Here is a 23,742-nt window from a genome sequence, read left to right as displayed (position 1 = left end):
CGCCTACTTGAGAATGTTGACGGCGCGAGCGACAACCAGCACGACGGTCAGCAGTGACACAGCCGACTGCAACATCATCAGCATCTTCGCCCACCGGTTCAGCGGCATGACGTCCGTCGGGCTGAACGCGGTGGCGTTGGTGAACGACAGGTACAGATAGTCCGGAAAGGCCGGCTCCCAGTGCGGCGGGGCGAGCTCCGGGCTCTGCATCTGAGGGAAGAGGAAGTCGGGAAAGGTGCGGGTCGCCTGCATCCGGGCGACCGGACCGCCCCGGTCCCACTCCCAGTACCAGAGCGCGAACACGATCACGTTGGTCAGCCAGATGCCGCCGCCCGTCACCAACAGGGCCGCGGCATCGGCGCCTTCCTGCCCCCGCACGAGCCCGACGACGAGCCGCACCGCCGACCAGCCGTTGGCCGCGCTGATACACGCGATCAGCACGAGCCCGGCCAGCCGGTAGAGCCGAGAGGCGCGTTCGATGCGTACGGGGTTGCCCGCGATCAGCGCGACCATGAGCGCGATCTCCAGGCCGGGCAGCAGCCACTCGGGATGGATGCTCAGCCGCTCGGGCAGCGCCCATTGCAGGCCGACGGCGGTGAGCACGGCGAGCGTCGAGGCCCACCGGGTCTCGCCCTGGGTAACCCGCAGCCAGGCGGGGAGCGGCCGGTGCCCGGAGTCGTGCTCGGGCTCTTCGTGGGGTGCGTGCGTCACGGGGTCATGCTGCCGCCCCGGCCCCCACAGGGGCGAACCGGGGGGCCGCAGGCGGGGCGGGGTCAGCTGCCCAGGTTCTTCACCGCCTCGTAGTACGTCCACGCCGTCGCGTCGCACGACGTCTTCTTCGCGCCGCTGTACGCGTTGCAGACGCGCTTGAGGTCCTCGTACAGAGCGCTGTCGATGCGGGCCTTGTTCGCGGGGAACTGGCCGGCCGCCTTGTAGTTGCGGTAGCCGAAGTCATGGCGTGCGCATGACAGCTTGAAGGGGAAGCCGAAGGGGTTGTCGGGGGAATCCGAGCAGTAGTCCGTCGACCAGTCGAAGCCGTACGCGGACCAGCGGGACTGGTCGTTGCGGGCGGCCTGGAACGCGTTCGAGCTGGTCGCGCTGGTCTGGGTGAACGAGGCGAGCACCTGCGCCTTGTCGGCCGGGGCGGCCTGGGCCGGGGTGGTGGCCAGGGCGGCGAGCGTGAGCGTGGCGGCGGCGGTCATGCTCAGGGTGGTACGACGGCGCATCCTGAACTCCGTGGGGGAGAGGGGCGGTTGACGTACCGTCACTCTGGCCTCACGGGCTACGCGGGCGCTACAGATTCACTGGAGCCTGAAAGACGGTGGAGCGGTGCGGTCGCTCGGCCTCGCCGCCATCTATGCCGCAGCTGGAAAACGCCCGTGGTGGGGCACTCCGTCGCCGCGAGCCCGGACTGGCTCGCCGCCGACGTGCGACCGGGCGAGGTCGCCGGGATCGCGGGTCCGAGGAACGAGCCGCTTCGGCGTTCCTGTCGCGGTGGTGTGCCCGGAGTTCACCGCGCGGTTACTGCGTGAGCGCCGCCTCCACCACCTGCGCCGTCCGCTCCGCCGGGACCCCCGCCGAGAGCAGCAGGGTCGTGGCCGCCGAGCGGCCCGCCTCCGAGGCGGGCAGGGCGCCCTCGTTGACCGCCTCCATCAGGCCGAACAGGGACTGCTCGTGCACGTAGGCGAGGGCTGCCGGGGGGAGCGGGGACGTGAACACACCTTCGCGCAGGCCGAGTTGGAGCAGGTCCACGCACTCCTTGCGGACCGGGGCGAGGCGCTGCTTGATGCCCGCCATCGTGACGCTGCGCTGCGCCAGGGCCACCAGGAGCCGGTAGCGGTCGGCGATCGCCCACACCGCGAGGGTGGCCCGGGCCAGCGCCTCGGCCGGGTCGGTGACGCCTTCGCGCCCCTCGCGGTGCGCGTCCGCGACGGTCTCCGCCGCCTCGTCCACCAGCGCCGCGATCAGCGCGTCCCGGCTCGGGAAGTGCCCGTACACCGTGCGCCGTACGACGCCCGCCGCCCGGGCGATCTGGTCCATCGACGCGTCCGGGTCGCGGACCAGCTCGGCGAAGGCCACCTCCATGATGCGGCGGCGGTTCGCGTCGGCGCGGCCCCCGGGAGGGGCGGCAGGGGTAGCAGTCACGCCCCCATTTTGCACAGCGGCGTGCAGCGGCGTAAATTGCACACCGTTGTGTAGTTGCACAGCGATGTGCAAGTAGATCTACCCCAACGGGGCCCGGAGGAACAGACCAGACCTCCGGGGCAAGCGAGTTCGAGGAAGGGTGAGACGTCGTGGGTCTCGTCATCAACCAGCCCGTCGAGAAGATGGGGGCGCCCTACCGGCGGCGCTGGTGGGCGCTGCTCGTGCTCTGCCTCAGCCTGCTGATCATCGTGATGGCGAACACCGCCCTCACCGTCGCAGCGCCCGACATGACCAAGGACCTCGGGCTCAGCAGCTCCGACCTCCAGTGGGTCATCGACGGCTACACCGTCCCGTACGCCGCCCTGATGCTGCTGCTCGGCGCGATCGGCGACAAGTACAGCCGGCGCGGCGCGCTCGTGCTCGGCCTGCTCGTCTTCGCGGGCGCTTCCGTGGCCGGCTCGCTCGTCGACAGCTCGACCGGTGTCATCGCGTCCCGCGCCGTCATGGGCGTCGGCGCCGCGCTGATCATGCCGGCGACCCTGTCGCTGCTCGCCTCGACGTTCCCGCGCGCGGAGCGCGCCAAGGCGATTCTGCTGTGGACCGCGACCGCCGGGATCGCCATCGCCGCCGGGCCGTTGGTCGCCGGGGCGCTCCTGGAGAACCACGGCTGGGCCTCGACGTTCCTGATCAACGTGCCGATCGCGCTGCTCGCGGTCCTGGGCGCGTTCGTCCTCGTACCGCCGTCGAAGGCCGCCCACCACGACCGCATCGACTACGTGGGCGGGCTGCTCTCGGTCGTCTCCGTCGGCGCGCTGGTCTACATGATCATCCAGGGCCCGCACTTCGGCTGGGACGCCAAGGCGATATCCGCCGCCGTCGTCGCCGGGCTCGGCTTCGTGGTCTTCGTGCTGTGGGAGCTGCGCCACCCGCGGCCCGTCCTGGACGTACGCCGCTTCGCGCACCGGATGTTCTCCGGCTCGCTGCTCGCCGTCGCGCTCTTCTTCCTCGCGGTCTTCGGTGCCTTCTACTACCTGACCCAGCACCTCCAGTTCGTGCTCGGCTACACCCCGCTGGAGACCGGCATCCGCATGCTGCCGCTGGCCGGCGCGGTCTTCGTGGGCTCCGCGCTCACCGGGTTCCTCACGCCGCGGCTCGGCATGAAGGTCACGGTCACCGCGGGCATGGTCGCCGGAACCGTCGCGCTCGCGCTGCTCACCCGCATCGACGCCGGTTCCGGATACGGCGACTTCCTCGCCCCGCTGATCATCCTCGGCGTCGCCATCGGGCTCGCCCTGTCGCCCTGCACCGACGCGATCATGGGCGCCTTCCCGGAGGCCGAGCTCGGCGTCGGCGGCGCGGTCAACGACACCTCGCTCGAACTCGGCGGCTCGCTCGGCATCGCCATCCTCGGCTCGGTGCTCGCCGGCTCCTACTCCTCGCACCTCGCGGACGCGACCGCGGGCTCCAAGCTGCCAGCCTCCGCGCTCGCCACCGCGCAGGACTCGGTCGGCGCCGGATACGCCGTCGCCCAGGGCATCGGCGAACAGGCCAAGCAGCTCGGCGCCCAGGCGCTGCACGCGGGTACCCCGCAGCAGGCGGCCCAGCTGAAGGCCCAGGCCGAGCAACTGGGCGCCGGTGCCCAGCAGATGAGCCACGCGGTCGGCTCCGCGTTCTCCGACGCCGTCGCCCACACCAGCCTCATCGGCGCGGTCATCCTGGGCGTGGGAACCGTCCTCGTCGCCGTCCTGCTGCCGCGCCGCGGCAAGGGCGACGCGCAGCAGGAGCAGGCTTCGGACGGCTCGGAGCGCGAGCCTGTGTCCGTCTGAACGCTCTGATCGCTCAGGGCAGCAACGCCAGCTCCGCCCCGGTCAGTACGAGATCGGCCGCTCCGGCCGAATCCCGTATCGACTCGGGGCGGCTGGCCCCCGGGATCGGGATCAGCGTCGGCGACAGCGTCAACAGCCAAGCCAGCGCCACCTGTTGAGGGCTGACGCCCCGGGCGTCGGCCACCGTGTGGAAGGCCGATCGGGCCTCCGGGCCGCCGGGCCCGTCGAGGGCGCTGCGCGAGATCCCGCCCAGCGGGCTCCAGGGCAGGTAGGCGAGCCCGAGCTCGGCGCAGAGCCGCAGCTCGGGCTCGCCGTCGCGTACGGCGGGCGAGTAGCGGTTCTGTACGGAGACGAGCAGGTCGCCCAGAACCGCCTTCGCCTCACGGATCCGGCCCGTGTCCGCGTTGGAGATGCCGACGGTGCGGATCTTGCCCTCCGTGGCCAACTCCCGCAGCGCGCCCAGGGATTCGGCGAACGGAACCTCTGGGTCCGGCTTGTGCAGCTGGTAGAGCCCGATCGCCTCGACGCCGAGCCGCTTCAGCGATCCCTCGGCGGCCCGCCGCAGCTGGCCCGGGTCGCCGTTCACCGTCCAGCCGCCGTCGTCGGTGCGCCCCCGGCCGCCCTTGGTCGCGACCAGGACGTGATCGGTGGCGCCGCCGTACGAGGCGAGGGCGCGGGCGACGAGGAGCTCGTTGTGGCCCGGCTCGCCGCCGGGCGCGTAGTAGGAGTCGGCGGTGTCGATGAGCGTGACGCCCGCGTCCAGGGCCGCGTGCACAGTGGCGACTGCCCGCGCTTCGTCCGGCCGCCCCTCGATCGACAGCGGCATCGCCCCGTAGCCGATGGCGCCGACCTCGTACGGTCCAAGTGTGCGTATCCGCATGTCAGTTGACCCCCATCGTCTCGGCCACCGCGCGCGGCAGCCAGCTTTCGGTGTGTGTGAACGTGAAGCCGAGCGACTCGGCGCGGCTGGTGTCCATCCCGTACGAGCGGGCGAAGGAGAACGGCGAGACCGCGCCGACCTCCACCGGCTGGTACCGCACGGCCCGGTGGTCGCCGCCCAGCGCGCCCGCGACCGCCGCCACGATGTCCTCGGTGGTCAGCGGCCCGTGCGAGGCGGCGTTCACCGGACCGGTGAAGTCCTGCCGGGTCACCCAGAACAGGAACTCCGCGATCTCCTCGACGTCGATGTACGTCGCCGGGCGGTTCGTCGCCGGCACCGCGACCGGCTCGCCGCTGCGGATCCGGTCCGCGTAGTGGGCGAGCCGCCCGGTGAAGTCGTCGGCCCCGCCCAGGACATGGGCCACCCGCACGGCGACGTACGGGAAGTCCGGGCCCGCGGCGAACACCGCCTCGGCCTGCCGCTTGCCCTCGCCGTAGCGCGCGGCGACGAACTCGGGCTCCTGCCAAGGGAGTTGGGGCGTGACAATGACCGTGGCGGGGTCCAGGACGTCCTCGCCGACCAGCCCGGCGGAGTCCTCGTACTCGTACACCTCGACCGTCGACGTCATGACGTAGCGCGCGGTGCGGCCGGCGAAGACGCGGCGGGCGATGCCGGCCTGGCGCGGGGTGTAGCAGACCTGGTCGACCACCACGTCGAAGGTGCGCCCGCCGAGCGCGGCCGCGAGGGACGCCTCGTCGTCGCGGTCGGCGATCAGCTGGACCGCGCCCGGTGGGGGCGGCGCCGAGCCCCGGTTCAGGACCGTCACCCGGTCACCGGCCGCGATCAGCCGCGCGATGAGCCGCTTTCCGAAGTAGCGGTTGCCCCCGATGACCAGTACCTCACGCATGTCCTCAATCCCCTTCCCACCTGCGGTTTTCCCGGGTACCAGTGTTACGTTGACGGCTCCGGGACTGAAGGGGGAAACATGGGAGATCTCGCGGCCGTACCGAAAGAACCACGGCATTCGCGCGCCGTCGCCAACGATTCGTCAGGGGGCTTCGATCAGGTCGACCGGCAGCTCCTCGAAGTCGTCCAGCGGGAGGGCCGGATCAAGCTCAGCGAGCTGGGCCGGCGGGTCCGGCTGAGCCCGGCCGCGGTCACCGAGCGGTTGCGCAGGCTGGAGGCGAGCGGGGCGATCACCGGGTACGGGGCGCGGGTCGACCCGGCCAGGCTCGGCTACGGCATCCAGGCCTTCATCCGGGTCAGCCCGCACGGCGGCTACAACCTCAAGCACCCCAGGACCCTGGAGCTGATGGAGCGGCCGGAGATCATCGAGGTGCACCACGTGGTGGGCGAGGACTGCTGGATCATCAAGGTGGCGGTCGCCGACACGATCCACCTCGAAGAGATCCTGGAACAGACCTCGGCGCTCGGCCGCACGACCACGTCGATCGTCCTTTCGTCACCGGTGGGCGGCCGCGAGGGAAAACCGCTGCTGCCGCCGGTACGGGACTGAGCCGCCCCCGGGCCCTCGTGGCTCCTCTTACCTTGCTTCCTGCCTTGCTCCCCTTGCCTTGACGCCGACGTAAAGGCTTACGTTCCTTGTCATGCGCATCGGCGAACTTGCGGCACGGGCGGGCACGACACCTCGCACGCTTCGGTACTACGAGTCGCGCGGCCTGCTCGCCGCGCGGCGCACGGAGAACGGCTACCGGTCGTACGACGAGGCCGACCTGCGGCTGCTCCAGCAGATCAGGACCCTGCAGGACTTCGGGTTCGAGCTGGAGGAGACCCGTCCGTTCGTGGACTGCCTGCGGGCCGGCCACCCGGCGGGGGACACCTGTCCGGCGTCGCTCGCGGTGTACCGCCGCAAGCTGGCCGAGCTCGACGCGCTGATCGACGAGCTCGGCGCCGTACGCGCCCAGGTCGGGGCCGAGCTGGCGCGGGCCGAGGTGATGGCGGCTGCGGAGGTTCCGGGCGGTCCGGAGCCGCGCTGCGAGTTGAGCCCGGACGAGACCGGGGGACCGAGGAGTGAGGGGATGACGCGATGATCAAGGCGGCAGGCGTGGACGAGGTCACGGACGAGACCTTCGCCGACGCGGTGAGGGGGGCGGCGCTTCCGGTCCTCGTCGAGTTCACGGCCGACTGGTGTCCGCCGTGCCGGCAGATCGCCCCCGTCCTTCGTGCGCTGGCGGTCGAGGAGGCGGACCGGCTGAAGATCGTCCAGCTCGATGTGGACACGAACCCGGAGACGACGACGAAGTACGGCGTCCTGTCGATGCCCACGCTCATGGTCTTCGTCGACGGCGAACCGGTGAAGTCGATGGTGGGCGCGCGCCCGAAGCGGCGGCTGTTGCAGGAGCTGGAAGACGTGATCTGACGGCACTGCCTGGCGCGGGTCGCGGCAAAGAAAATGCCCCGGATGAATTGACATCCGGGGCATTCCCTTGCGTATATTAGGTGTTTCGCGATTTCATATAATGAAGTCACGGAGAAGCCTTATGAAAGCACTGTATCGCGTCAGGAGTGGAATTGTCAACCGAGGAATTTCGGAAGGAACAGCAATTCATCACCGACCTCTACGCCCGTCTCGACGATCTGCGGGATCAGGCCGAGGTCGCGGTGCAGTCGGCGTTGTCGCAGGTCGGCACCGGTCTTCAGGCCCGGCTCGAACGGGATGTGATGGTCGCCGAGCAGTCCGGGCTGCTCGGCGCGCTCAACGCGGGCGAGAACGGGCTGTGCTTCGGGAGGCTCGATTTCCAGGACGGTACGGCGCATCACGTCGGACGCATCGGAATCCGCAGGAACGACCGGGAACGCACTCCGCTGGTGATCGACTGGCGGGCCGAAGTGGCCCGGCCCTTCTATCTCGCCACCGGGCATTCCCCGATGGGATTGCGGCGCAGGCGGCACATCACCACCGAGGGCCGCACCGTCACCGCGCTCCATGACGAACTCCTGGACCTGACGGACGCGGAGCGCACCGGGCACGAGGGCGCCAACGCCGACGAGGTGCTGCTCGCCGCGCTGGACGCCGCCCGCACCGGCCGGATGCACGACATCGTGCAGACCATCCAGGCCGAGCAGGACCGCATCATCCGGGCCCCGCACCGCGGGGTGCTCGTCGTCGAGGGCGGGCCCGGCACCGGCAAGACCGTCGTCGCGCTGCACCGGGCGGCGTATCTCCTGTACGAATACCGGGAGTTGCTGGCCCGGCGGGCCGTGCTCATCGTCGGGCCCAACCCCGCCTTCCTCGGCTACATCGGCGACGTGCTGCCCTCGCTCGGCGAGACCGGGGTGCTCCTGTCGACCATGTCCGAGCTGTTCCCCGGCGTGCACGCGACCGGCACCGACACCCCCGAGGCGGCCGAGGTCAAGGGCCGCGCCGCCATGGCCGAGGTGCTCGCGGCGGCCGTGCGCGACCGCCAGACCGTGCCCGAGTGGGCCATCGAGATCGAGCACGAGGGGTACGGCACGCTCCAGCTCGACCGGGCGATGGCCGAGGACGCGAGGTGGCGGGCGCGCGAGAGCGGCCTCCCGCACAACCTGGCGCGGCCGCACTTCGCGTTCCACATCATCGACGCGCTCACCGCGCAACTGGTCGAGCGGATCGGCGCGGACCCGTTCGGCGGCCCAAACCTGCTCGGTCCGGACGACGCCGCCCAGATGGGCAAGGAGATCGCGACGAGCGGTGAGGTGCACGCGGCGATCGAGGAGCTGTGGCCGAAGCTGACGCCGCAGGGGCTGGTCGCGGACTTCCTGGCGGATCCGGCCCGTCTCCCGGACGAGGACGCCAAGTTGATCCGGCGCGAGGGCGGCGAGTGGACGCCGGGCGATGTGCCGCTGCTCGACGAGGCGGCCGAACTCCTCGGCGAGGACGACAGCGCGGCACGGGCCGCCGCCGAGGCCGAACGCCAGGAGCGGATCGCCTACGCGCAGGGCGTGCTCGACCTCTCGGCGGGCTCGGAGTCGTACGAGTTCGAGGACGAGGAGTCCGAGGTGCTCGCGGCGCACAACATCATCGACGCCGAGCGGATGGCGGAGCGGCACGAGGAGGCCGACCACCGCAGCGCGGCCGAACGTGCGGCGGCGGACCGCACGTGGGCGTTCGGGCACATCATCGTCGACGAGGCGCAGGAGCTCTCGGCGATGGCCTGGCGGCTGCTGATGCGACGCTGCCCGACCCGTTCGATGACGCTGGTCGGCGACCCGGCGCAGACCGCGGACGCGGCGGGCGTCGGCTCGTGGGAGCGCATCCTCTCGCCGTACGTCGCGGACGGGAACTGGGAGCACGTCCGACTCGGCGTCAACTACCGCACCCCGGCGGAGATCATGGCGGTGGCGGCGGAGGTGTGCCGGACGGCGGACCCGTCCTTCGTGCCGCCGAGCTCGGTGCGGTCGACGGGGGTACGACCCTGGGCCCGGGCCGTGACCTCGGCTGCCCTCGCCTCGGCGGTGGCGGAATCGGTGGAGGCCTGGCGGGGCGCCGGTCGCCTCGCGGTGATCGCGCCGGGCTCCCTGCGCGGCCCGCTCCTCGCGGCGCTGCCCGACGCGGCGTCCGGGGCGGCCCCCGACCTGACCCGGGAGGTGGTCCTTCTCGACCCGCGTCAGGCGAAGGGGCTTGAGTTCGATGCGGTGCTGGTGGTTGAGCCCGGGGAGTACGGGGTGAGCGACCTGTATGTCGCGCTGACGCGGGCGACGCAGCGGCTGGGGGTGCTGTTCGCCGGGGAGTTGCCGGGGGCGCTGGCCGGGCTGGAAGGGCTGGAGGGGGCCTGATCGTTCCTGGGGCGGGGCCGGGAGTGCGGGTCGGGCGGGGTGCGCTGGGGCTCTGCCCCGGACCCCGTTGAGCCCCCACCCCGCCCCTTCCCTGGACCCTCCGGGGGATGGGGTCGGGTGCGGCTCGGTGGGTGATGCCGGGGCGCTGCCCCTGGCCCCGCTGGATGCGTGGTCGAGTTCGGCTGCGGACCGTGGGTGGCTGGTCGCGCAGTTCCCCGCGCCCCTAGCACGATGGATCCTGGCCGGCGCCGGCATCTTCAGCCCGTCCGGCCTCTTGCACACCGCCTGTACAGGCATCTTCAGCCCGTCCGGCGTTTGAGGACGAGCGCCCTTAAGGCGCGAACGGGGGTCCGGGGGCGGAGCCCCCGAAGTAGGGGTGCAGGGGACGAAGTCCCCGCAGGGGTCTGGGGCGGAGCCCCAGGGGCCGAGGCATCCAACCCCGAGTTACGGGTGGGTGGGTGGGCGACTCCCTCGGGGTCTGGGGCGCAGCCCCAGGGCTCAACCTCTCCAACCCCTTGCACGGGCGGGCGGGTGGGCAGTCCCCCCCCGGGTTCTGGGGCGCAGCCCCAGGGGGCTTCGGTGCGCACCCCGAACCCCTAAGCGGGAGGCGGCGCCGTGCTCTCCCTCGGCTGGAGCCGGGGCAACGGGTCCTGGACCTGCCGGGCCGGGCCGCCGTCCAGCAGGGCCAGCAGTTCGCCCGCCGCCCGGTGCCCGAACTCGTCCGCCTTCCGTACCAGCGCGGTGAGTTGGGGATGCAGCGTGTGGCAGATCACCGAGTCCTCCCAGGACACCACCGACACGTCCCGCGGGATGAGCAGCCCCCGCTCGGCCGCGACACTGACCGCCGCCACCGCCATCACCTCGTTGTCGCAGATGAGCGCGGTGGGCGGGGCGGGGGACGAGAACAACCGGCGTGCCGCCTTCGCCCCCTGGCGGTCCGTGAAGTCCGTCGTCACCGACACCGCCTGCTCCAGGCCGAGCCGCCGCCCCGCCGCCCGCAGCGAAGCGATCCTGCGCGCGGTGTGGGCGAAGCCCGGCGTACCCGCGATGTGGCCGATGCGGCGGTGGCCCAGCGCGTACAGGTGGCGGACGATCAGGTCCATGGCCCCGGAATCGTCAGCCCAGATGTTGGAAAGCCGTGCCTGGCGCGGGAGTTGGGGTGCACCAGGGTTCCCCGGCGCCTCCATGCCGCCGATGATCACGGCCGGCAGGCCGAGTACCGCGAGGGTCTCGGGGCGGGGGTCCGACACCCGGGGGTCGACCACGATCACCCCGTCGACCCGCCGCTGCGCCCACCAGCGCCGGTACAGCTCGCACTCCGCCTGGACGTCGTCGACCATCTGGAACACGAGCGCCTGGTCGCGCGGCGCGAGGCTCGCCTGGATGCCCGAGACGAGCTGGAGGAAGAACGACTCCCCGCCCAGGCTGTCCGCCGGGCGGGCCAGGACCAGCCCGATCGCGCCCGCGTTCTCCCCGGAGAGCGCACGCGCCGCCGAGCTCGGCCGCCAGCCGAGCCGGTCCGCGACCCGTATGACCCGGCGGCGGGTCGAATCGGACACCCCGGGCCGGTTGTTGAGCGCGAAGGAAACCGCACTGGTGGAGACGCCGGCCTCTCTGGCCACGTCTTTCATGGTCGGACGGCGGGGCGGCGGCGCATCGCTTTCGGTCTCGCTCATGGGGTGATGGTAACGCGGTTTAGCTGGCTGCAACTAAACCGTCTTAGTTGATCCCGAATATTCGGGACTTTAGTCCTTTTTAGCCGTGCTGACCTGCGTGTTTAGTAAAACAGCCTACTTATTCGGTATTGACGTCCAATTAATTCGCGCTGCATGGTGTGCGGCAACGTCATCGGGACGAGGCGAAGGAGTCAGCCACTCATGTCCATTCATCGCAGTGTCGCGATCCGGACGGCCGTCGGGCTCGGCGCGGCCCTCTCGCTCACCGTGCTCACCGCGTGCGGGGGCGGCGGGAGCGGTACGGGTTCGTCCACCGACGGGAAGGTCGAGGGCGAGATCAAGTTCCAGACGTGGAACCTCCGCGCCAACTTCAAGGACTACTTCGAAGGCGTCATCAAGGACTTCGAGAAGGCGAACCCCGGCACCAAGGTGAAGTGGGTCGACCAGCCCGCCGACAACTACGCCGACAAGCTGAGCGCCGACGCCACCGCCGGCACCCTCCCCGACGTCGTCAACCTCTCCCCGGACCTCGCCTATCCGCTCGCCAAGGCGGGCACCCTGCTCAACCTGGACAAGGACAAGGTCGCCGCCAAGTTCAGGCCCGAGTACCTGGACGGCGCCTGGCAGGGCTTCGACATGCCGGGGCTCGACGGCTCGTACGCCTTCCCCTGGTACCTGAACACCGGACCGCTCTTCTACAACAAGTCCATGTTCAAGGACGCCGGCCTCGACCCGGACAAGGCGCCGAAGACCTTCGACGAACTCTTCGCGGACGCCGCCCAGTTGGCGAAGAAGGGCAAGGCCACCCTCGCGCAGCCGCCGACCGTCGAGGACTTCGGGCGGTACGGCGTCGACATCATGAGCAAGGACGGGACGAAGTTCACCTTCAACGACGCCAAGGGCGTGGAATTCCTGACGAAGTATCAGGAGATGTTCAAGGAGGGCGGGCTCCACAAGCAGGCTCTCACGCTCACCGCCGAGACCGCCGGGCAGAAGTTCCTCCAGCAGGAGGTCGCCATGAACCCGGGCAGCGCCCATGATCTGGAGACCTTCAAGAAGAACGCCCCGTCGCTCTACGACAGCCTCGGCATCACCGACGTACCGACCAACACCGGCAAGCAGAACATGTACTTGCAGGGTCTCTCGGTCAACTCGCAGAGCAAGAACGCCGCGACCGCCCTCGCCTTCGCGCACTTCGTCACCGACCAGAAGAACCAGGAGGACTTCGGCTACAAGGTCGCCGTCTTCCCCAGCACCAAGGGCTCCCTCGACAAGGAGTACTGGACCAAGGCCGACAGCACGGAGGAGGGCAAGATCCGGGTCGCCTCGGCCAAGATGCTGCCGACCGCCGTCAACTACACGCCGGTGCTGTTCAGCGACGAGATGAAGACGATCCTGCGCAACGAGATCGCCAAGTGCCTCCAGGGCAAGGAGTCCCCGAAGGAGGCCCTGGACAGCGCGGCGAACCAGATGACCAAGCTGATCCAGCAGAAGTGACCCGGGGGAACGAGAAATGAGCCACTCCTCGGTCCTGGCGATGAGCACCTGCACACCGACCCGGCGGTTCCAGTGATGAGCACCTCGACACCGACCCGGCGGTCCCAGCGATGAGCACCTCGACCACCACCACCGTCGCCGCGAAGGGGGCCGCGGGCCGTCCGCGCATAGCCGCCCCCGGCCGGCGCGCGGGCCGCACCACGGCCCGTACGCACAAGGCCTTCAGCCCCTGGCTCTTCCTGGCACCCGGCCTCCTGATCACCCTCGCCTTCAACCTCTACCCGTTCCTCGCCACGGTGTGGAAGTCGTTCACCGACGCCCGCACCCTGACCACCGGCAGCTTCGTCGGCTTCGACAACTTCACCGCGCTCGTCCACGACGACCAGTTCTGGGTCGCCCTGCGCAACAGCGCGCTGTACGTGGTCCTGGTCGTGCCGTGCCTGGTCTTCCTGCCGCTGCTCCTCGCACTCCTGGTGCAGCGGCACATCCCCGGCATCGCCTTCTTCCGGTCCGCGTACTACACGCCCGTCGTCGCGTCGGTCGTGGTGGTCGCCCTGATGTGGGTCTGGATGCTGGACGACCGCGGTTTCATCAACGGCGTCCTGCACATGGTGGGCGTCGACCCGGTGCCGTTCCTCTCCAACGAGTGGCTGCTGCTGCTCAGTTCGATGGCCCTGACCGTATGGAAGGGCCTCGGCTACTACATGATCATTTACTTGGCCGCGCTCGCGAACGTACCCAAGGAACTCCACGAGGCCGCCGAGGTCGACGGGGCCGGGCCGATCCGCCGGTTCCTCTCCATCACCATGCCGTCCGTGCGCTCCACGATGGTCCTGGTCGGCGCGCTCTCCTCGGTCTCCGCCTTCAAGGTCTTCACCGAGGTCTTCATGATCGCGGGGCCGACCGGCGGACCCGGCGGCGCCGACACCACCCTCGTCATGCTCATCCAGCGGGCCGGCACCGGGCTCCAGGGCCGCACCGGCTACGCCTCCGCCATGTCGATCGTGCTCTTCCTGCTGACCCTGGTCCTGATGCTCCTCGTGCTGCGGGCCGACCGGAAGGACAAGGACTGATGGCCGACCGGAAGGACAACCACTGATGGCCGCCGTCGCCCACGCCCGCACGCCCGCCGATCCCCGCACCCCCGCCCGGCTGAGCCGCGGACGCGTGCCGCGCTGGCGCAAGATCCTGCGGTACGCGGCCCTCGTGCTCGTGCTGCTGATCATGATCGGGCCGTTCCTGTGGCAGCTGTCCACCTCGCTCAAGGGCATCACCGAGGACATCTACACCTCGCCGCCCCGGCTGCTGCCCGAGCACCCCACCTTCGCCAACTACCGGGGCGTCGCGGACATCATCCCGGTCTGGGACTTCATCCTGAACTCCGTGAAGGTCGCGCTCAGCAACGTCCTGACGAACGTGGCCGGCGCCGCGATGGCCGGGTACGCGCTCTCCCGGCTCCGCTTCAAGGGGCGCGGCGCCGCCGGAATCGTCTTCGTCCTGGCGCTGTTGGTGCCGATGGAAGCGATCATGCTGGCCCAGTTCGCGACCATGCGCTCGCTCGAACTCAACAACACCCTGGTCGCCGTGGTGCTGCCCGGCTGCATCGGCGCGATGAACGTGCTGCTGATGCGCAACGCCTTCGACAACATCCCGTACGAGATCGAAGAGGCGGCCATCGTCGACGGCGCCAACGTGTGGCAGCGCTTCACCCGTATCGCGCTGCCTGCCGTGAAGGGCACGCTCGCGGTCGTCGCGATCTTCTCCTTCATGGGTGCCTGGGACGACTTCCTGTGGCCGCTGATCGTGCTCTCCGACTCCGACCACTTCACGCTGACCGTCGGCCTGAACTTCCTGCAGGGCACGTTCTCCAACAACCAGCGCGTCGTCGCGGCCGGCACGATCATCGCCGTCGCCCCGCTGATCGTGATGTTCGCCTGCCTCCAGCGGTTCTTCTTCCGCGGGGTCGGCGAGGGCGCGGTCAAGGGATAGCGCTTCGTCGGTCCTCCAACTCCCTTTCCGCAGAACTACCTTGGAGCTCACCCCATGGCAGCCCCGCGCTTCGGCGTCAACTACACGCCCAGCCAAGGCTGGTTCCACCACTGGCTCGACTACGACCCGGACGCGGTGCGGGCCGACCTCGACTCCATCGCCGCGCTCGGCCTCGACCACGTACGGGTCTTCCCGCTCTGGCCCTACTTCCAGCCCAACCGTGCCCTGATCAGGCCCCGAGCCGTCGAGCACCTCGTCGACCTCGCCGCCGCCGCCGCCGAGCGCGGCCTGGACGTCAACGTCGACGGCCTGCAAGGGCACCTGTCGAGCTTCGACTTCCTGCCCGCCTGGACGCGGACCTGGCACCGCCGCAACCTGTTCACCGACCCCGAGGTCGCCGACGGGCAGGCCGCCTACCTGCGTACCCTGGCGGCAGCCCTCGCCGACCGGCCCAACTTCATCGGCATGACGCTGGGCAACGAGGTCAACCAGTTCTCCGCCGGGCCCCACCCCGACCCCGACCGGGCCACCGAGGCCGAGGTCGACAGCTGGCTGGAGCGGATGCTGGCGGCCTGCGAGGAGGGCGCGCCCGGCAGGCTCCATCTGCACGCCGAGTACGACGCGTGCTGGTACCAGGACGACATGCCGTTCACCCCGGCCCAGGCGGCCCGGCGCGGCGCACTGACCGCCGTGCACTCCTGGGTCTTCAACGGCACCGCGCAACAGCACGGACGCCTCTCGACGGCGACCGAGCACCACGCCGCCTACCTCGTCGAACTCTCCAAGGCGTGGGCGGACGACCCGCACCGCCCTGTCTGGCTCCAGGAGGTCGGCGCCCCCGCCCCGCTGGTGCCGCCCGTGCACGCCGCCGCCTTCACCGAGGCCACGGTCGAGAACGCCCTGGACTGCCCCGACCTGTGGGGCATCACCTGGTGGTGTTCCCACGACGTCTCGCGCGACCTCGCCGACTTTCCCGAACTCGAATACGGGCTCGGCCTGTTGACCAACGACCGGCACCCCAAGGACACCGCCCAAGTCCTCGCCCGGACCGCCGCCGCGTTCCGTGACGGCGTGCGCACCTACGCCCCCGCACCCCGCACGACCGCGCTCGTGGTCCCCGACGACCCGGCCGCCCGCTCCGTGTGCGCCCCCGGCGGCGTCGTCTTCGAGGCGTTCTTCCGGCTCACCGCCGACGGCGCCCGCCCCACCACCGTCCTCGCGACCCGGGCCGAGGACAAGGCGCACCTCGCCGCACGCGGCATCACCGAAGTCGTCAGCCCCGACCAGGTCCGGTAACGCTCCCGCCAGGAGGCACCCCGTGCACCACCACCCCACCAGACGCGCCGTGGTCCTCGCCGGCGCGGCAGCCGCCCTCACCCCGACGCTGCCCGCCTTCGCCTCAACTCCCGTAGGAACAAAGGCAATTCAGCCGTACGCCTCCTACTGGTACCCGGACTCGCTGCCGTCGGGCAGCCCCGGCGAAGGCGTCACCTGGCGCAGCCTGAAGTCCTGGCGGAAGGCCACCGACGCCGACCTGGCGTTCAACGCGGCGACGGTGCCGCTCGCCCGGCGCTTCACGCCCACCCCGGCTAACCCGACAGCCCGCGCCGGGCAGGCCCGTATCCAGTCCCTTGTCTCCTTCGGCCCCACCGCGTCCAACCCCTCGCAGGGCGCGCCCACCGCCGACTACTACGCGCTCACGCACTGGGCGTACATCGACGAGCTGGTCTTCTGGGGCGGCTCGTCGGGCGAGGGCCTGATCCTCGCGCCGAACGCGCCGGTCGTGGACGCCGCCCACCGGCATGGCGTACGCGTCCTGGGCAACGTCTTCCTGCCTCCGGCAGCGTACGGCGGGCAGCTCCAGTGGACCCGCGACCTGGTCCAGAAGGACGCCTCGGGCCGCTACCCGCTGGCCGCCCAGCTCGTCTCGGTGGCCGCCGCGTACGGCTTCGACGGCTGGTTCATCAACGCGGAGACCGACGGCGGGAACACCGCGCTCGCCACCGACGTGCTCGGCTTCGTGACGGAGCTCAAGGCGCTCGGCGCGGCCAGGGGGCAGCGCGTCACCTGGTACGACTCGATGACCGCGAACGGCTCCGTGAGCTGGCAGGGCGCGCTGAACAGCCAGAACCAGGCGTTCTTCCAAGCCGCCGACACCATGTTCCTCGACTTCCGCTGGACGGCCGGAACCCTGGCGTCGTCCGGAAGGAAGGCCGAGCAACTGAGCCGCAGTCGCCATGAGTTGTGGGCCGGGGTGGACGTGGAGTCCAACGGCTGGGACGCGCCGGTGGACTGGGACGCGATCATCCCCGCGACCAAGCCGCACGTGGCGTCGTACGGCTTCTACCGCCCGGAGTGGACCCTGGGCCACCTCCCCGCGAGCCGCACCCCCGCCGATTTCCACGCGGCGGACGACCGCTTCTGGACGGGCCCGTCCCTCGACCCGTCGCGCCCCGACGCCGGGTCCGCCTGGCGCGCCCCCGCCGTGGCGGTGGCCGACCGCTCGACGGTGAGCGCACTGCCCTTCGCCACCACGTTCAACACGGGCCACGGACTGCGCTGGTACGAGGCGGGCAAGGTGACGTCGCCTGCCGAGTGGAACCACCTGGGCCTCCAGGACCGGCTGCCGTCCCGGCGCTGGGTCACCCGCACGTCCGGCCAACACCCCACCGTAGCCTTCGACTTCACGGACGCGTGGCGGGGCGGAAGCAGCGTGCTGGTTTCGGGAAATCCGGGCGCGCCGGTCACCTTGGACCTGTACGCGACGCGCCTGCCGCTGTCGAAACGTACGGTCGTGGAACTCACCCACCGAGCCGAAGCGGACGTCACGGTCGAGCTGGCCGTGGCGACCGACGAACCGGCGAAGCCGGGTGCCCCGCAGCCGTACCGCTACATACCGGCCGGCACGCTGAAGGCGGGCGGGTGGACGACGACCCGACTGCGGCTGACCGGCCTGTCCGGCACGGCGAGGGCGATGGGCATACGGCTCACGGCGGCGGGTGCGCTGACCTACCGGATCGGCGCGCTCGCCGTGCAGGATGGCCCTCAAGTGCCTTGTTCGCCAAGGGAGTTGAAGGCAGTGGCGGGCTCCGACGGCATGCGCTTCACCTGGCGCGCCGCGCCAGGCCCCGTACGCCACTACGAACTGCACCGGATCCTCCCCGACGGCACCCGGCGCTTCCTCGGCGGCACGTGCCAGCGCGCGTACTACGTGCCGGGCCCGGCACCCGAGCAGGGCGAGAAGTCGGCGCGCTTCGAGGTGTGGGCGGTGGGCGAGCTGTACGCCGCGTCCGGCCCGGCCTCGGCCGCCCACACCTGGTAGACCCACCCGTCCCCCTCCACCCCGAAACGGAGCACCCCTCATGCATGACGACCGCGGCCTGGTCGAAGCCCGCCTCAAGCGCGTTCTGGACGAGCGCATCCGCCCCGCCGTGTACCCGGAGTCGGTGCCACTGGAGGTCGCCGTCTGGAACGCGCCCGGCGAGCCGGTACCGGTGGAGGAAGGTCTTGCCGCCCCGGTGACGCCGGTCGCGGTCGGTGACCTGTGGGGCCCGCCTTGGGGAACCAGCTGGTTCCGGGTCACCGGGACCGTGCCCGAGGAGTGGGCGGGGAAGTCGGTGGAGGCGATCCTGGACCTCGGCTTCGACGAGAACATGCCCGGCTTCCAGTGCGAGGGCCTGGTCTACCGCCCCGACGGCACCCCGGTGAAGGGCCTCAACCCGCGCAACCAGTGGGTACGGATCGGAGCCCCGGTGGACGGCGGCGAAGACGTGCGCCTGCACATCGAGGCGGCCTCCAACCCGGTGCTGCTCGACTACCACCCCTTCCTGCCGACACAGCTCGGCGACATCGAGACGGCGCACCGGGACCCGCTGTACAAGCTGACCCGCATGGACCTCGCCGTCTTCGACGAGACGGTGTGGCGCCTGGTCATCGACCTGGAGGTGCTCGGCGAGCTGATGGCGGAGCTCCCCGTCGAGTCGGGGCGGCGCTGGGACATCCTGCGCGCGGTGGACCGGGCGCTCGACGCGCTGGACCTCCAGGACGTGAACGGCACGGCGGGCGCTGCCCGTTCGGAGTTGGTGGGTGTCCTGTCCTCGCCCGCCGAACCGTCGGCGCACCGGATCAGCGCGGTGGGCCACGCGCACATCGACTCGGCGTGGCTGTGGCCGCTGCGCGAGACGGTACGGAAGGTGGCGCGTACGACGTCGAACATGACGGCCCTGCTCGACGACGAGCCCGATTTCATCTTCTCGATGTCGCAGGCCCAGCAGTGGGCGTGGATCAAGGAGCACCGCCCGGAAGTGTGGGCGAAGGTGGTCAAGGCGGTGGCGGACGGCCGGTTCGTCCCGGCGGGCGGCATGTGGGTGGAGGCGGACACGAACATGCCGGGCTCGGAGGCGATGGCCCGGCAGTTCGTACACGGAAAGCGCTTCTTCATCGACGAGTTCGGGGTCGAGAACGACGAGGCATGGCTGCCCGACACGTTCGGGTTCGCGGCCGGGCTGCCGCAGATCATCAAGGCGGCGGGCTCGAAGTGGCTCCTCACCCAGAAGATCTCCTGGTCCCAGACCAACAAGTTCCCGCACCACACCTTCCAGTGGGAGGGCATCGACGGCACCCGGATCTTCACGCACTTCCCGCCGGTCGACACGTACAACTGCGCCATGAAGGGCAGCGAGATCGCCCACGCGGCCAAGAACTTCAAGGACAAGGGCGTCGCCCGCCACTCGCTCGCGCCGACGGGCTGGGGCGACGGGGGCGGCGGCACGACCCGCGAAATGATCGCGAAGGCGGCGCGGCTGCGGAACCTGGAGGGCAGCGCGCAGGTGGTCTGGGAGACCCCGGCGGAGTTCTTCACGAAGGCGGCGGCCGAGTACGCGAACCCGCCGGTGTGGGTGGGCGAGCTGTACCTGGAACTGCACCGGGCGACCCTGACGAGCCAGGCGAAGACGAAGCAAGGCAATCGCCGGAGCGAGCACTTGCTGCGGGAGGCAGAGCTGTGGTCGGCGACGGCGGCGGTGCGGACCCCCGAATTCTCCTACCCCTACGCGGACTTGGACCGCATCTGGAAGACGGTGCTGCTGCACCAGTTCCACGACATCCTGCCGGGGTCGTCGATCGCGTGGGTGCACAGGGAGGCGGAGAAGACGTACGCGGCGGTCGCCGAGGAGTTGACCGCGATCATCGAGAAGGCCCAGCGGGCGTTGGCCGGGGAGGGCACGCAGGCTCTGGTCTTCAACGCGGCCCCGCATGCGCGGCGCGGGGTGGCGGCGGGCGGGGCGGCGGTACCGGTGGGTGACGCGCGACCGGAACGGTCGGCTCGGCCGGGCGGCGGCTTCGTCCTCTCCAACGGACTGCTGCGGGTGGAGGTGGATGGGCGTGGCCTGGTGGTCTCGGCGTACGACCTGCTCGCCGGCCGGGAGACGATCGCACCGGACCACCCCGCCAACCTCCTCCAACTCCACCCCGACTTCCCCAACATGTGGGACGCGTGGGACGTGGACGCGTTCTACCGCAACACGGTGACGGATCTGGTCGAGGCGGAGGAGGTGGCGCCGGGGGAGGGTGACGCGTCGGTGCGGGTGGTGAGGTCGTTCGGGTCGTCGAAGGTGACCCAGACCCTGACCCTGGCGCCGGGCTCCTCCCGCCTGGACATCCTCACCGAGGTGGACTGGCACGAGACGGAGAAGTTCCTGAAGCTGGCGTTCCCGCTGGACGTGCACGCGGAGCGGTACGCGTCGGAGACCCAGTTCGGCCACTTCTACCGGGCGACGCACACGAACACGAGCTGGGAGGCGGCGAAGTTCGAGGCGTGCAACCACCGCTTCGTCCACCTGGAGGAGCCGGGCTGGGGCGTGGCCCTGGTGACGGATTCGACGTATGGCCACGATGTGACGCGTACGGTCCGGGCGCAGGACGCGGGCACGACGACGACCCTGCGGGTCTCGCTGCTGCGGGCCCCCCGCTTCCCCGACCCGGAAACCGACCAGGGCCTGCACCGCTTCCGCCACGCGCTGGTGCCGGGCGCCACGATCGGGGACGCGGTGCGGGAGGGGTACGTGGTAAACCTCCCCGAGCGGACGGTCCCGGGCGCAGGCCCCGTCGAGCCGCTGGTGGTGGTCGACAACGACGCGGTGGTGGTGACCGCGGTGAAGCTGGCGGACGACGGGAGCGGGGACGTGGTGGTCCGCTTCCACGAGGCGTGCGGGGGGCGGGCTCGGGCGAGGCTGACGCTGGGCTTCTCGACGGAGAGCGTTGTGGCGACGGACCTCCTCGAACGCCCGCTGGCAGAGCCGGAGTTGACCGAAGGACTGGTGGAGGTGGCCCTGCGCCCGTTCGAACTGCGGACGCTGCGGTTCAAGCGGTCGTAGCCCGACGCGCCTGGGCTTTTGGCCGGGGCGCGTCCGGCCGTGGGCGCAGGCCCACGGCCGGAGGTCGCCACCCGTGACTAGACGTGGCTGCTCGGCTCGGCGAGCAGGTCGTCCGCTCGGTGCAGCCGTGATCCATAGCTTCCGCACTGTGCGTGGATCGCCGCGGTCACCCCGTGCCAGCCGTCGATGAACTGTTGCTCGGGACCCTGCCCGTCACCTGAGGCGGGCCCGGCTCACACCCCCCGCAGCCAAACCGTCCCCAACGGCGGCAGCGTCAAGCAGAGGGACACCGGCTGCCCGTGTGATGGGATCGGTTCCGGCTTCAGCGGGTCCGGGTTGCCCACCCCGCCGCCCCCGTACCGCAGTTCATCCGTATTCAGGACCTCGCCCCACGCCGCCGCGGACTCCGGGACGCCCAGACGGTACTCCGCCCGCACCACCGGGGAGAAGTTCGAGACCGAGAGGAGTGGCGTGCCCGCCGCGTCGTGGCGGAGGAACGCGAAGACGTTGTCCTCCGCCGCGTCCCCGGCGACCCAGCTGAACCCCGACGGGTCCGTGTCCCGCTCCCACAGGGCCGGCTGCGCCGCGTACACCGCGTTCAGGTCGCGGACCAGATCGCGTACGCCCCGGTGGTCCGGCTCCGCGCTGTACGACGGGTCCAGGAGCCACCAGTCCGGGCCGTGGCCCTCGGACCATTCCGCTCCCTGCGCGAACTCCTGGCCCATGAACAGGAGTTGCTTGCCGGGGTGGGCCCACATGAAGCCCAGGTAGGCGCGGTGGGTGGCGCGCTGTTGCCACCAGTCGCCGGGCATCTTCGAGACGAGGGCGCGCTTGCCGTGGACGACCTCGTCGTGGGAGATCGGCAGCACGTAGTTCTCGCTGTAGGCGTACACCATCGAGAACGTCATCTCGCTGTGGTGGTACTTGCGGTGCACCGGCTCGTGCTGGACGTAGCCCAGTGAATCGTGCATCCAGCCCATGTTCCACTTCAGGCCGAAGCCCAGGCCCCCGTGATCGGTGGGCCGCGTCACGCCGTCCCAGGCCGTGGATTCCTCCGCGATGGTCACGACGCCGGGGCAGCGCCGGTACACCGTCGCGTTCATCTCCTGGAGGAAGGCGACCGCGTCCAGGTTCTCGCGGCCCCCGTGCTCGTTGGGGGTCCACTCGCCGTGCTCGCGGGAGTAGTCCAGGTACAGCATCGAGGCCACCGCGTCCACGCGCAGTCCGTCGACGTGGAACTCCTCGCACCAGTACGTCGCGTTGGCGACAAGGAAGTTGCGCACCTCCTTGCGGCCGTAGTCGAATTCGAGGGTGCCCCAGTCGGGGTGCTCGGCGCGCGCCGGGTCCTCGTGCTCGTAGAGCGTCCGGCCGTCGAACTCCGCCAGTGCCCAGTCGTCCTTGGGGAAGTGCGCCGGCACCCAGTCCACGAGCACCCCGATGCCCGCCTCGTGCAGTGCGTCGATGAGGAAGCGGAAGTCGTCCGGGGTGCCCATGCGCGATGTCGGGGCGTAGAAGCCCGTCACCTGGTAGCCCCACGAGCCGCCGAAGGGGTGCTCCGCCACGGGGAGGAACTCCACGTGGGTGAAGCCCAAGTCCTTTACGTAGGCCGGGAGTTGATCTGCCAATTGACGGTATGTCAGGCGGGGGCGCCAGGAGGCCAGGTGGACCTCGTACACCGAGAACGGCGCCTCGTGCACCGGGCGCTCGGCCCGCCGGGCCATCCAGTCCGCGTCCCGCCAGACGTGGTGCGACTCGGTGACGATCGAGGCGTTGGCCGGGGGCACCTCCGTACGCCGGGCCATCGGGTCGGCCCGCACGGTGTGGCTGCCGTCCGGGCGCATGATGTCGAACTTGTAGAGGGCGCCGTCGCCCACCCCGGGCAGGAACAGCTCCCACACCCCGGTCGAGCCGAGCGAGCGCATGGGGTGCGCGGCGCCGTCCCAGTAAGTGAAGTCGCCCGTGACCCTGACCCCTTGCGCGTTCGGCGCCCACACCGTGAACCGGGTTCCCATCACGCCCTGGTGAGCCATCGGGCGGGCGCCCAGCGCCGTCCACAGCTCCTCGTGCCGGCCCTCGCCGATCAGATGCAGATCGAGGTCGCCGAGCGAGGGCAGGAAGCGGTACGGGTCGTGCACCTCGATCTCGGTGTCCTCGTAGGTGACGAGGAGGGTGTAGTCCGGGATCTCGCGCAGCGGCAGCACCCCGGAGAACAGCCCGTCGCCGTCGTCGTGCAGCTCGGCCCGCAGCCCCTTGCCGAGCACCGTCACGGCCTGCGCGTACGGACGCAGGGCCCGGAACGCCACCCCGCCGCGCACCGGATGCGCGCCGAGCAGGGAGTGCGGATCGTGGTGCCCGCCCGCGAGCAGGCGCCCCCGGTCCGCGGCGGCGAGGGCGGGCGCGGACCGTACGCCGCGGCTCGCGGCCCGGCGCGGCGCGGGCGGCGCCTTGGCCGGCTTGGCCGGCTTCGCCGCCGCCGGCGTCGTCGGCTCGGCGGTGCGCGGGGCGGGTTCGGAGGAGCTGCGGGCGGGGCGGGGGGTCACGGGGTGGGCCTCCTCAAGTGGCGTCATTTTCACCGGAGT

Annotated in this window: 18 protein-coding genes; 11 read left to right on the top strand and 7 right to left on the bottom strand. The window is 70.8% G+C overall.

What is annotated here, in order from left to right; all coding sequences use genetic code 11:
* Positions 1-3 precede the first annotated feature (3 nt).
* The 3 genes from OHA17_RS12580 to OHA17_RS12570 all read right to left on the bottom strand — a co-directional run bounded on the left by OHA17_RS12580 (position 4) and on the right by OHA17_RS12570 (position 2,085).
* Positions 4-711, bottom strand: coding sequence for a hypothetical protein (locus OHA17_RS12580; RefSeq protein ID WP_406506649.1), 708 nt, complete (start codon positions 709-711; stop codon positions 4-6).
* Positions 712-773: 62 nt separating this feature from the next.
* On the bottom strand, positions 774-1,226 hold the full coding sequence (locus OHA17_RS12575; RefSeq protein ID WP_398879319.1) for a phospholipase: 453 nt from the start codon (positions 1,224-1,226) through the stop codon (positions 774-776).
* Between the two features lie 295 nt (positions 1,227-1,521).
* A complete protein-coding gene (locus tag OHA17_RS12570) occupies positions 1,522-2,085 on the bottom strand; it encodes a TetR/AcrR family transcriptional regulator (protein WP_406510697.1) in 564 nt (187 codons plus the stop codon).
* 242 nt (positions 2,086-2,327) lie between these two features.
* On the opposite strand from OHA17_RS12570, the gene OHA17_RS12565 reads away from it, so the two are divergent.
* Complete coding sequence (locus OHA17_RS12565; RefSeq protein ID WP_406510696.1) at positions 2,328-3,971, top strand: MFS transporter; 1,644 nt, start codon at positions 2,328-2,330, stop codon at positions 3,969-3,971.
* Between the two features lie 13 nt (positions 3,972-3,984).
* Here OHA17_RS12565 and OHA17_RS12560 read toward each other — a convergent pair whose 3' ends face one another.
* The gene (locus OHA17_RS12560; protein WP_406506647.1) at positions 3,985-4,851 is read right to left on the bottom strand and encodes an aldo/keto reductase; all 867 of its coding nucleotides are present in this window, start codon (positions 4,849-4,851) and stop codon (positions 3,985-3,987) included.
* A gap of 1 nt (position 4,852) precedes the next feature.
* Positions 4,853-5,758 carry an NAD-dependent epimerase/dehydratase family protein gene (locus OHA17_RS12555; protein ID WP_406506645.1) on the bottom strand — a complete coding sequence of 302 codons (906 nt, stop codon included), beginning with the start codon at positions 5,756-5,758 and terminating at the stop codon, positions 4,853-4,855.
* A 78-nt stretch (positions 5,759-5,836) separates the two neighbouring features.
* Here OHA17_RS12555 and OHA17_RS12550 point away from each other — a divergent pair, with 78 nt between their 5' ends.
* The 4 genes from OHA17_RS12550 (at position 5,837) to OHA17_RS12535 (ending at position 9,627) form a co-directional block, all read left to right on the top strand.
* Positions 5,837-6,367 (top strand): Lrp/AsnC family transcriptional regulator, encoded by a 531-nt coding sequence (locus OHA17_RS12550; RefSeq protein WP_398879327.1) that lies wholly within the window; start codon positions 5,837-5,839, stop codon positions 6,365-6,367.
* Between the two features lie 91 nt (positions 6,368-6,458).
* Positions 6,459-6,902, top strand: a complete 444-nt coding sequence (locus OHA17_RS12545; protein WP_053723753.1) for a MerR family transcriptional regulator — start codon at positions 6,459-6,461, stop codon at positions 6,900-6,902.
* A complete protein-coding gene (gene trxA / locus OHA17_RS12540) occupies positions 6,899-7,231 on the top strand; it encodes a thioredoxin (protein ID WP_406506642.1) in 333 nt (110 codons plus the stop codon). The genes OHA17_RS12545 and trxA overlap by 4 nt, the downstream gene beginning before the upstream one ends.
* Before the next feature lie 152 nt (positions 7,232-7,383).
* Entirely contained in the window at positions 7,384-9,627 is a 2,244-nt protein-coding gene (locus OHA17_RS12535; RefSeq protein ID WP_406506640.1) for a HelD family protein, read from the top strand.
* 596 nt (positions 9,628-10,223) lie between these two features.
* On the opposite strand, the gene OHA17_RS12530 is transcribed toward OHA17_RS12535, so the two are convergent.
* Positions 10,224-11,303 (bottom strand): LacI family DNA-binding transcriptional regulator, encoded by a 1,080-nt coding sequence (locus OHA17_RS12530; RefSeq protein WP_398879333.1) that lies wholly within the window; start codon positions 11,301-11,303, stop codon positions 10,224-10,226.
* A gap of 201 nt (positions 11,304-11,504) precedes the next feature.
* Here OHA17_RS12530 and OHA17_RS12525 point away from each other — a divergent pair, with 201 nt between their 5' ends.
* From OHA17_RS12525 to OHA17_RS12500, 6 genes are all read left to right on the top strand, one after another.
* Positions 11,505-12,800, top strand: a complete 1,296-nt coding sequence (locus OHA17_RS12525; RefSeq protein WP_406506637.1) for an ABC transporter substrate-binding protein — start codon at positions 11,505-11,507, stop codon at positions 12,798-12,800.
* Between the two features lie 110 nt (positions 12,801-12,910).
* Positions 12,911-13,873, top strand: a complete 963-nt coding sequence (locus tag OHA17_RS12520; protein WP_406506635.1) for a carbohydrate ABC transporter permease — start codon at positions 12,911-12,913, stop codon at positions 13,871-13,873.
* Positions 13,874-13,898: 25 nt separating this feature from the next.
* Positions 13,899-14,789: a carbohydrate ABC transporter permease gene (locus tag OHA17_RS12515; RefSeq protein WP_406506633.1), complete on the top strand. Its 891-nt coding sequence runs from the start codon at positions 13,899-13,901 to the stop codon at positions 14,787-14,789.
* A gap of 54 nt (positions 14,790-14,843) precedes the next feature.
* Positions 14,844-16,085, top strand: coding sequence for a glycosyl hydrolase (locus OHA17_RS12510; RefSeq protein WP_406506631.1), 1,242 nt, complete (start codon positions 14,844-14,846; stop codon positions 16,083-16,085).
* A gap of 22 nt (positions 16,086-16,107) precedes the next feature.
* On the top strand, positions 16,108-18,111 hold the full coding sequence (locus tag OHA17_RS12505) for an endo-beta-N-acetylglucosaminidase (protein WP_406506629.1): 2,004 nt from the start codon (positions 16,108-16,110) through the stop codon (positions 18,109-18,111).
* Positions 18,112-18,151: 40 nt separating this feature from the next.
* A complete protein-coding gene (locus tag OHA17_RS12500; RefSeq protein WP_406506627.1) occupies positions 18,152-21,163 on the top strand; it encodes a glycoside hydrolase family 38 C-terminal domain-containing protein in 3,012 nt (1,003 codons plus the stop codon).
* Positions 21,164-21,396: 233 nt separating this feature from the next.
* On the opposite strand, the gene glgB is transcribed toward OHA17_RS12500, so the two are convergent.
* The gene (glgB, locus tag OHA17_RS12495) at positions 21,397-23,730 is read right to left on the bottom strand and encodes a 1,4-alpha-glucan branching enzyme (RefSeq protein WP_406506625.1); all 2,334 of its coding nucleotides are present in this window, start codon (positions 23,728-23,730) and stop codon (positions 21,397-21,399) included.
* Between the last annotated feature and the right edge of the window lie 12 nt (positions 23,731-23,742).

The sequence above is a fragment of the Streptomyces sp. NBC_00212 genome (genome assembly GCF_045206365.1).
Lineage (GTDB): Bacteria > Actinomycetota > Actinomycetes > Streptomycetales > Streptomycetaceae > Streptomyces.
The sequence above is the reverse complement of the archived record's forward strand: the minus strand, read 5'-3'. Positions and strand labels throughout refer to the sequence as shown.

Coding starts and splice junctions, on each gene's coding strand:
- OHA17_RS12565 (WP_406510696.1), top strand. CDS start 2,328: ATGGGGGCGCCCTACCGGCGGCGCTGGTGGGCGCTGCTCGTGCTCTGC.
- OHA17_RS12545 (WP_053723753.1), top strand. CDS start 6,459: ATGCGCATCGGCGAACTTGCGGCACGGGCGGGCACGACACCTCGCACG.
- OHA17_RS12555 (WP_406506645.1), bottom strand. CDS start 5,758: ATGCGTGAGGTACTGGTCATCGGGGGCAACCGCTACTTCGGAAAGCGG.
- glgB (WP_406506625.1), bottom strand. CDS start 23,730: ATGACGCCACTTGAGGAGGCCCACCCCGTGACCCCCCGCCCCGCCCGC.
- OHA17_RS12530 (WP_398879333.1), bottom strand. CDS start 11,303: ATGAGCGAGACCGAAAGCGATGCGCCGCCGCCCCGCCGTCCGACCATG.
- trxA (WP_406506642.1), top strand. CDS start 6,899: ATGATCAAGGCGGCAGGCGTGGACGAGGTCACGGACGAGACCTTCGCC.
- OHA17_RS12550 (WP_398879327.1), top strand. CDS start 5,837: ATGGGAGATCTCGCGGCCGTACCGAAAGAACCACGGCATTCGCGCGCC.
- OHA17_RS12500 (WP_406506627.1), top strand. CDS start 18,152: ATGCATGACGACCGCGGCCTGGTCGAAGCCCGCCTCAAGCGCGTTCTG.
- OHA17_RS12570 (WP_406510697.1), bottom strand. CDS start 2,085: ATGGAGGTGGCCTTCGCCGAGCTGGTCCGCGACCCGGACGCGTCGATG.
- OHA17_RS12575 (WP_398879319.1), bottom strand. CDS start 1,226: ATGCGCCGTCGTACCACCCTGAGCATGACCGCCGCCGCCACGCTCACG.
- OHA17_RS12510 (WP_406506631.1), top strand. CDS start 14,844: ATGGCAGCCCCGCGCTTCGGCGTCAACTACACGCCCAGCCAAGGCTGG.
- OHA17_RS12520 (WP_406506635.1), top strand. CDS start 12,911: ATGAGCACCTCGACCACCACCACCGTCGCCGCGAAGGGGGCCGCGGGC.
- OHA17_RS12515 (WP_406506633.1), top strand. CDS start 13,899: ATGGCCGCCGTCGCCCACGCCCGCACGCCCGCCGATCCCCGCACCCCC.
- OHA17_RS12560 (WP_406506647.1), bottom strand. CDS start 4,851: ATGCGGATACGCACACTTGGACCGTACGAGGTCGGCGCCATCGGCTAC.
- OHA17_RS12525 (WP_406506637.1), top strand. CDS start 11,505: ATGTCCATTCATCGCAGTGTCGCGATCCGGACGGCCGTCGGGCTCGGC.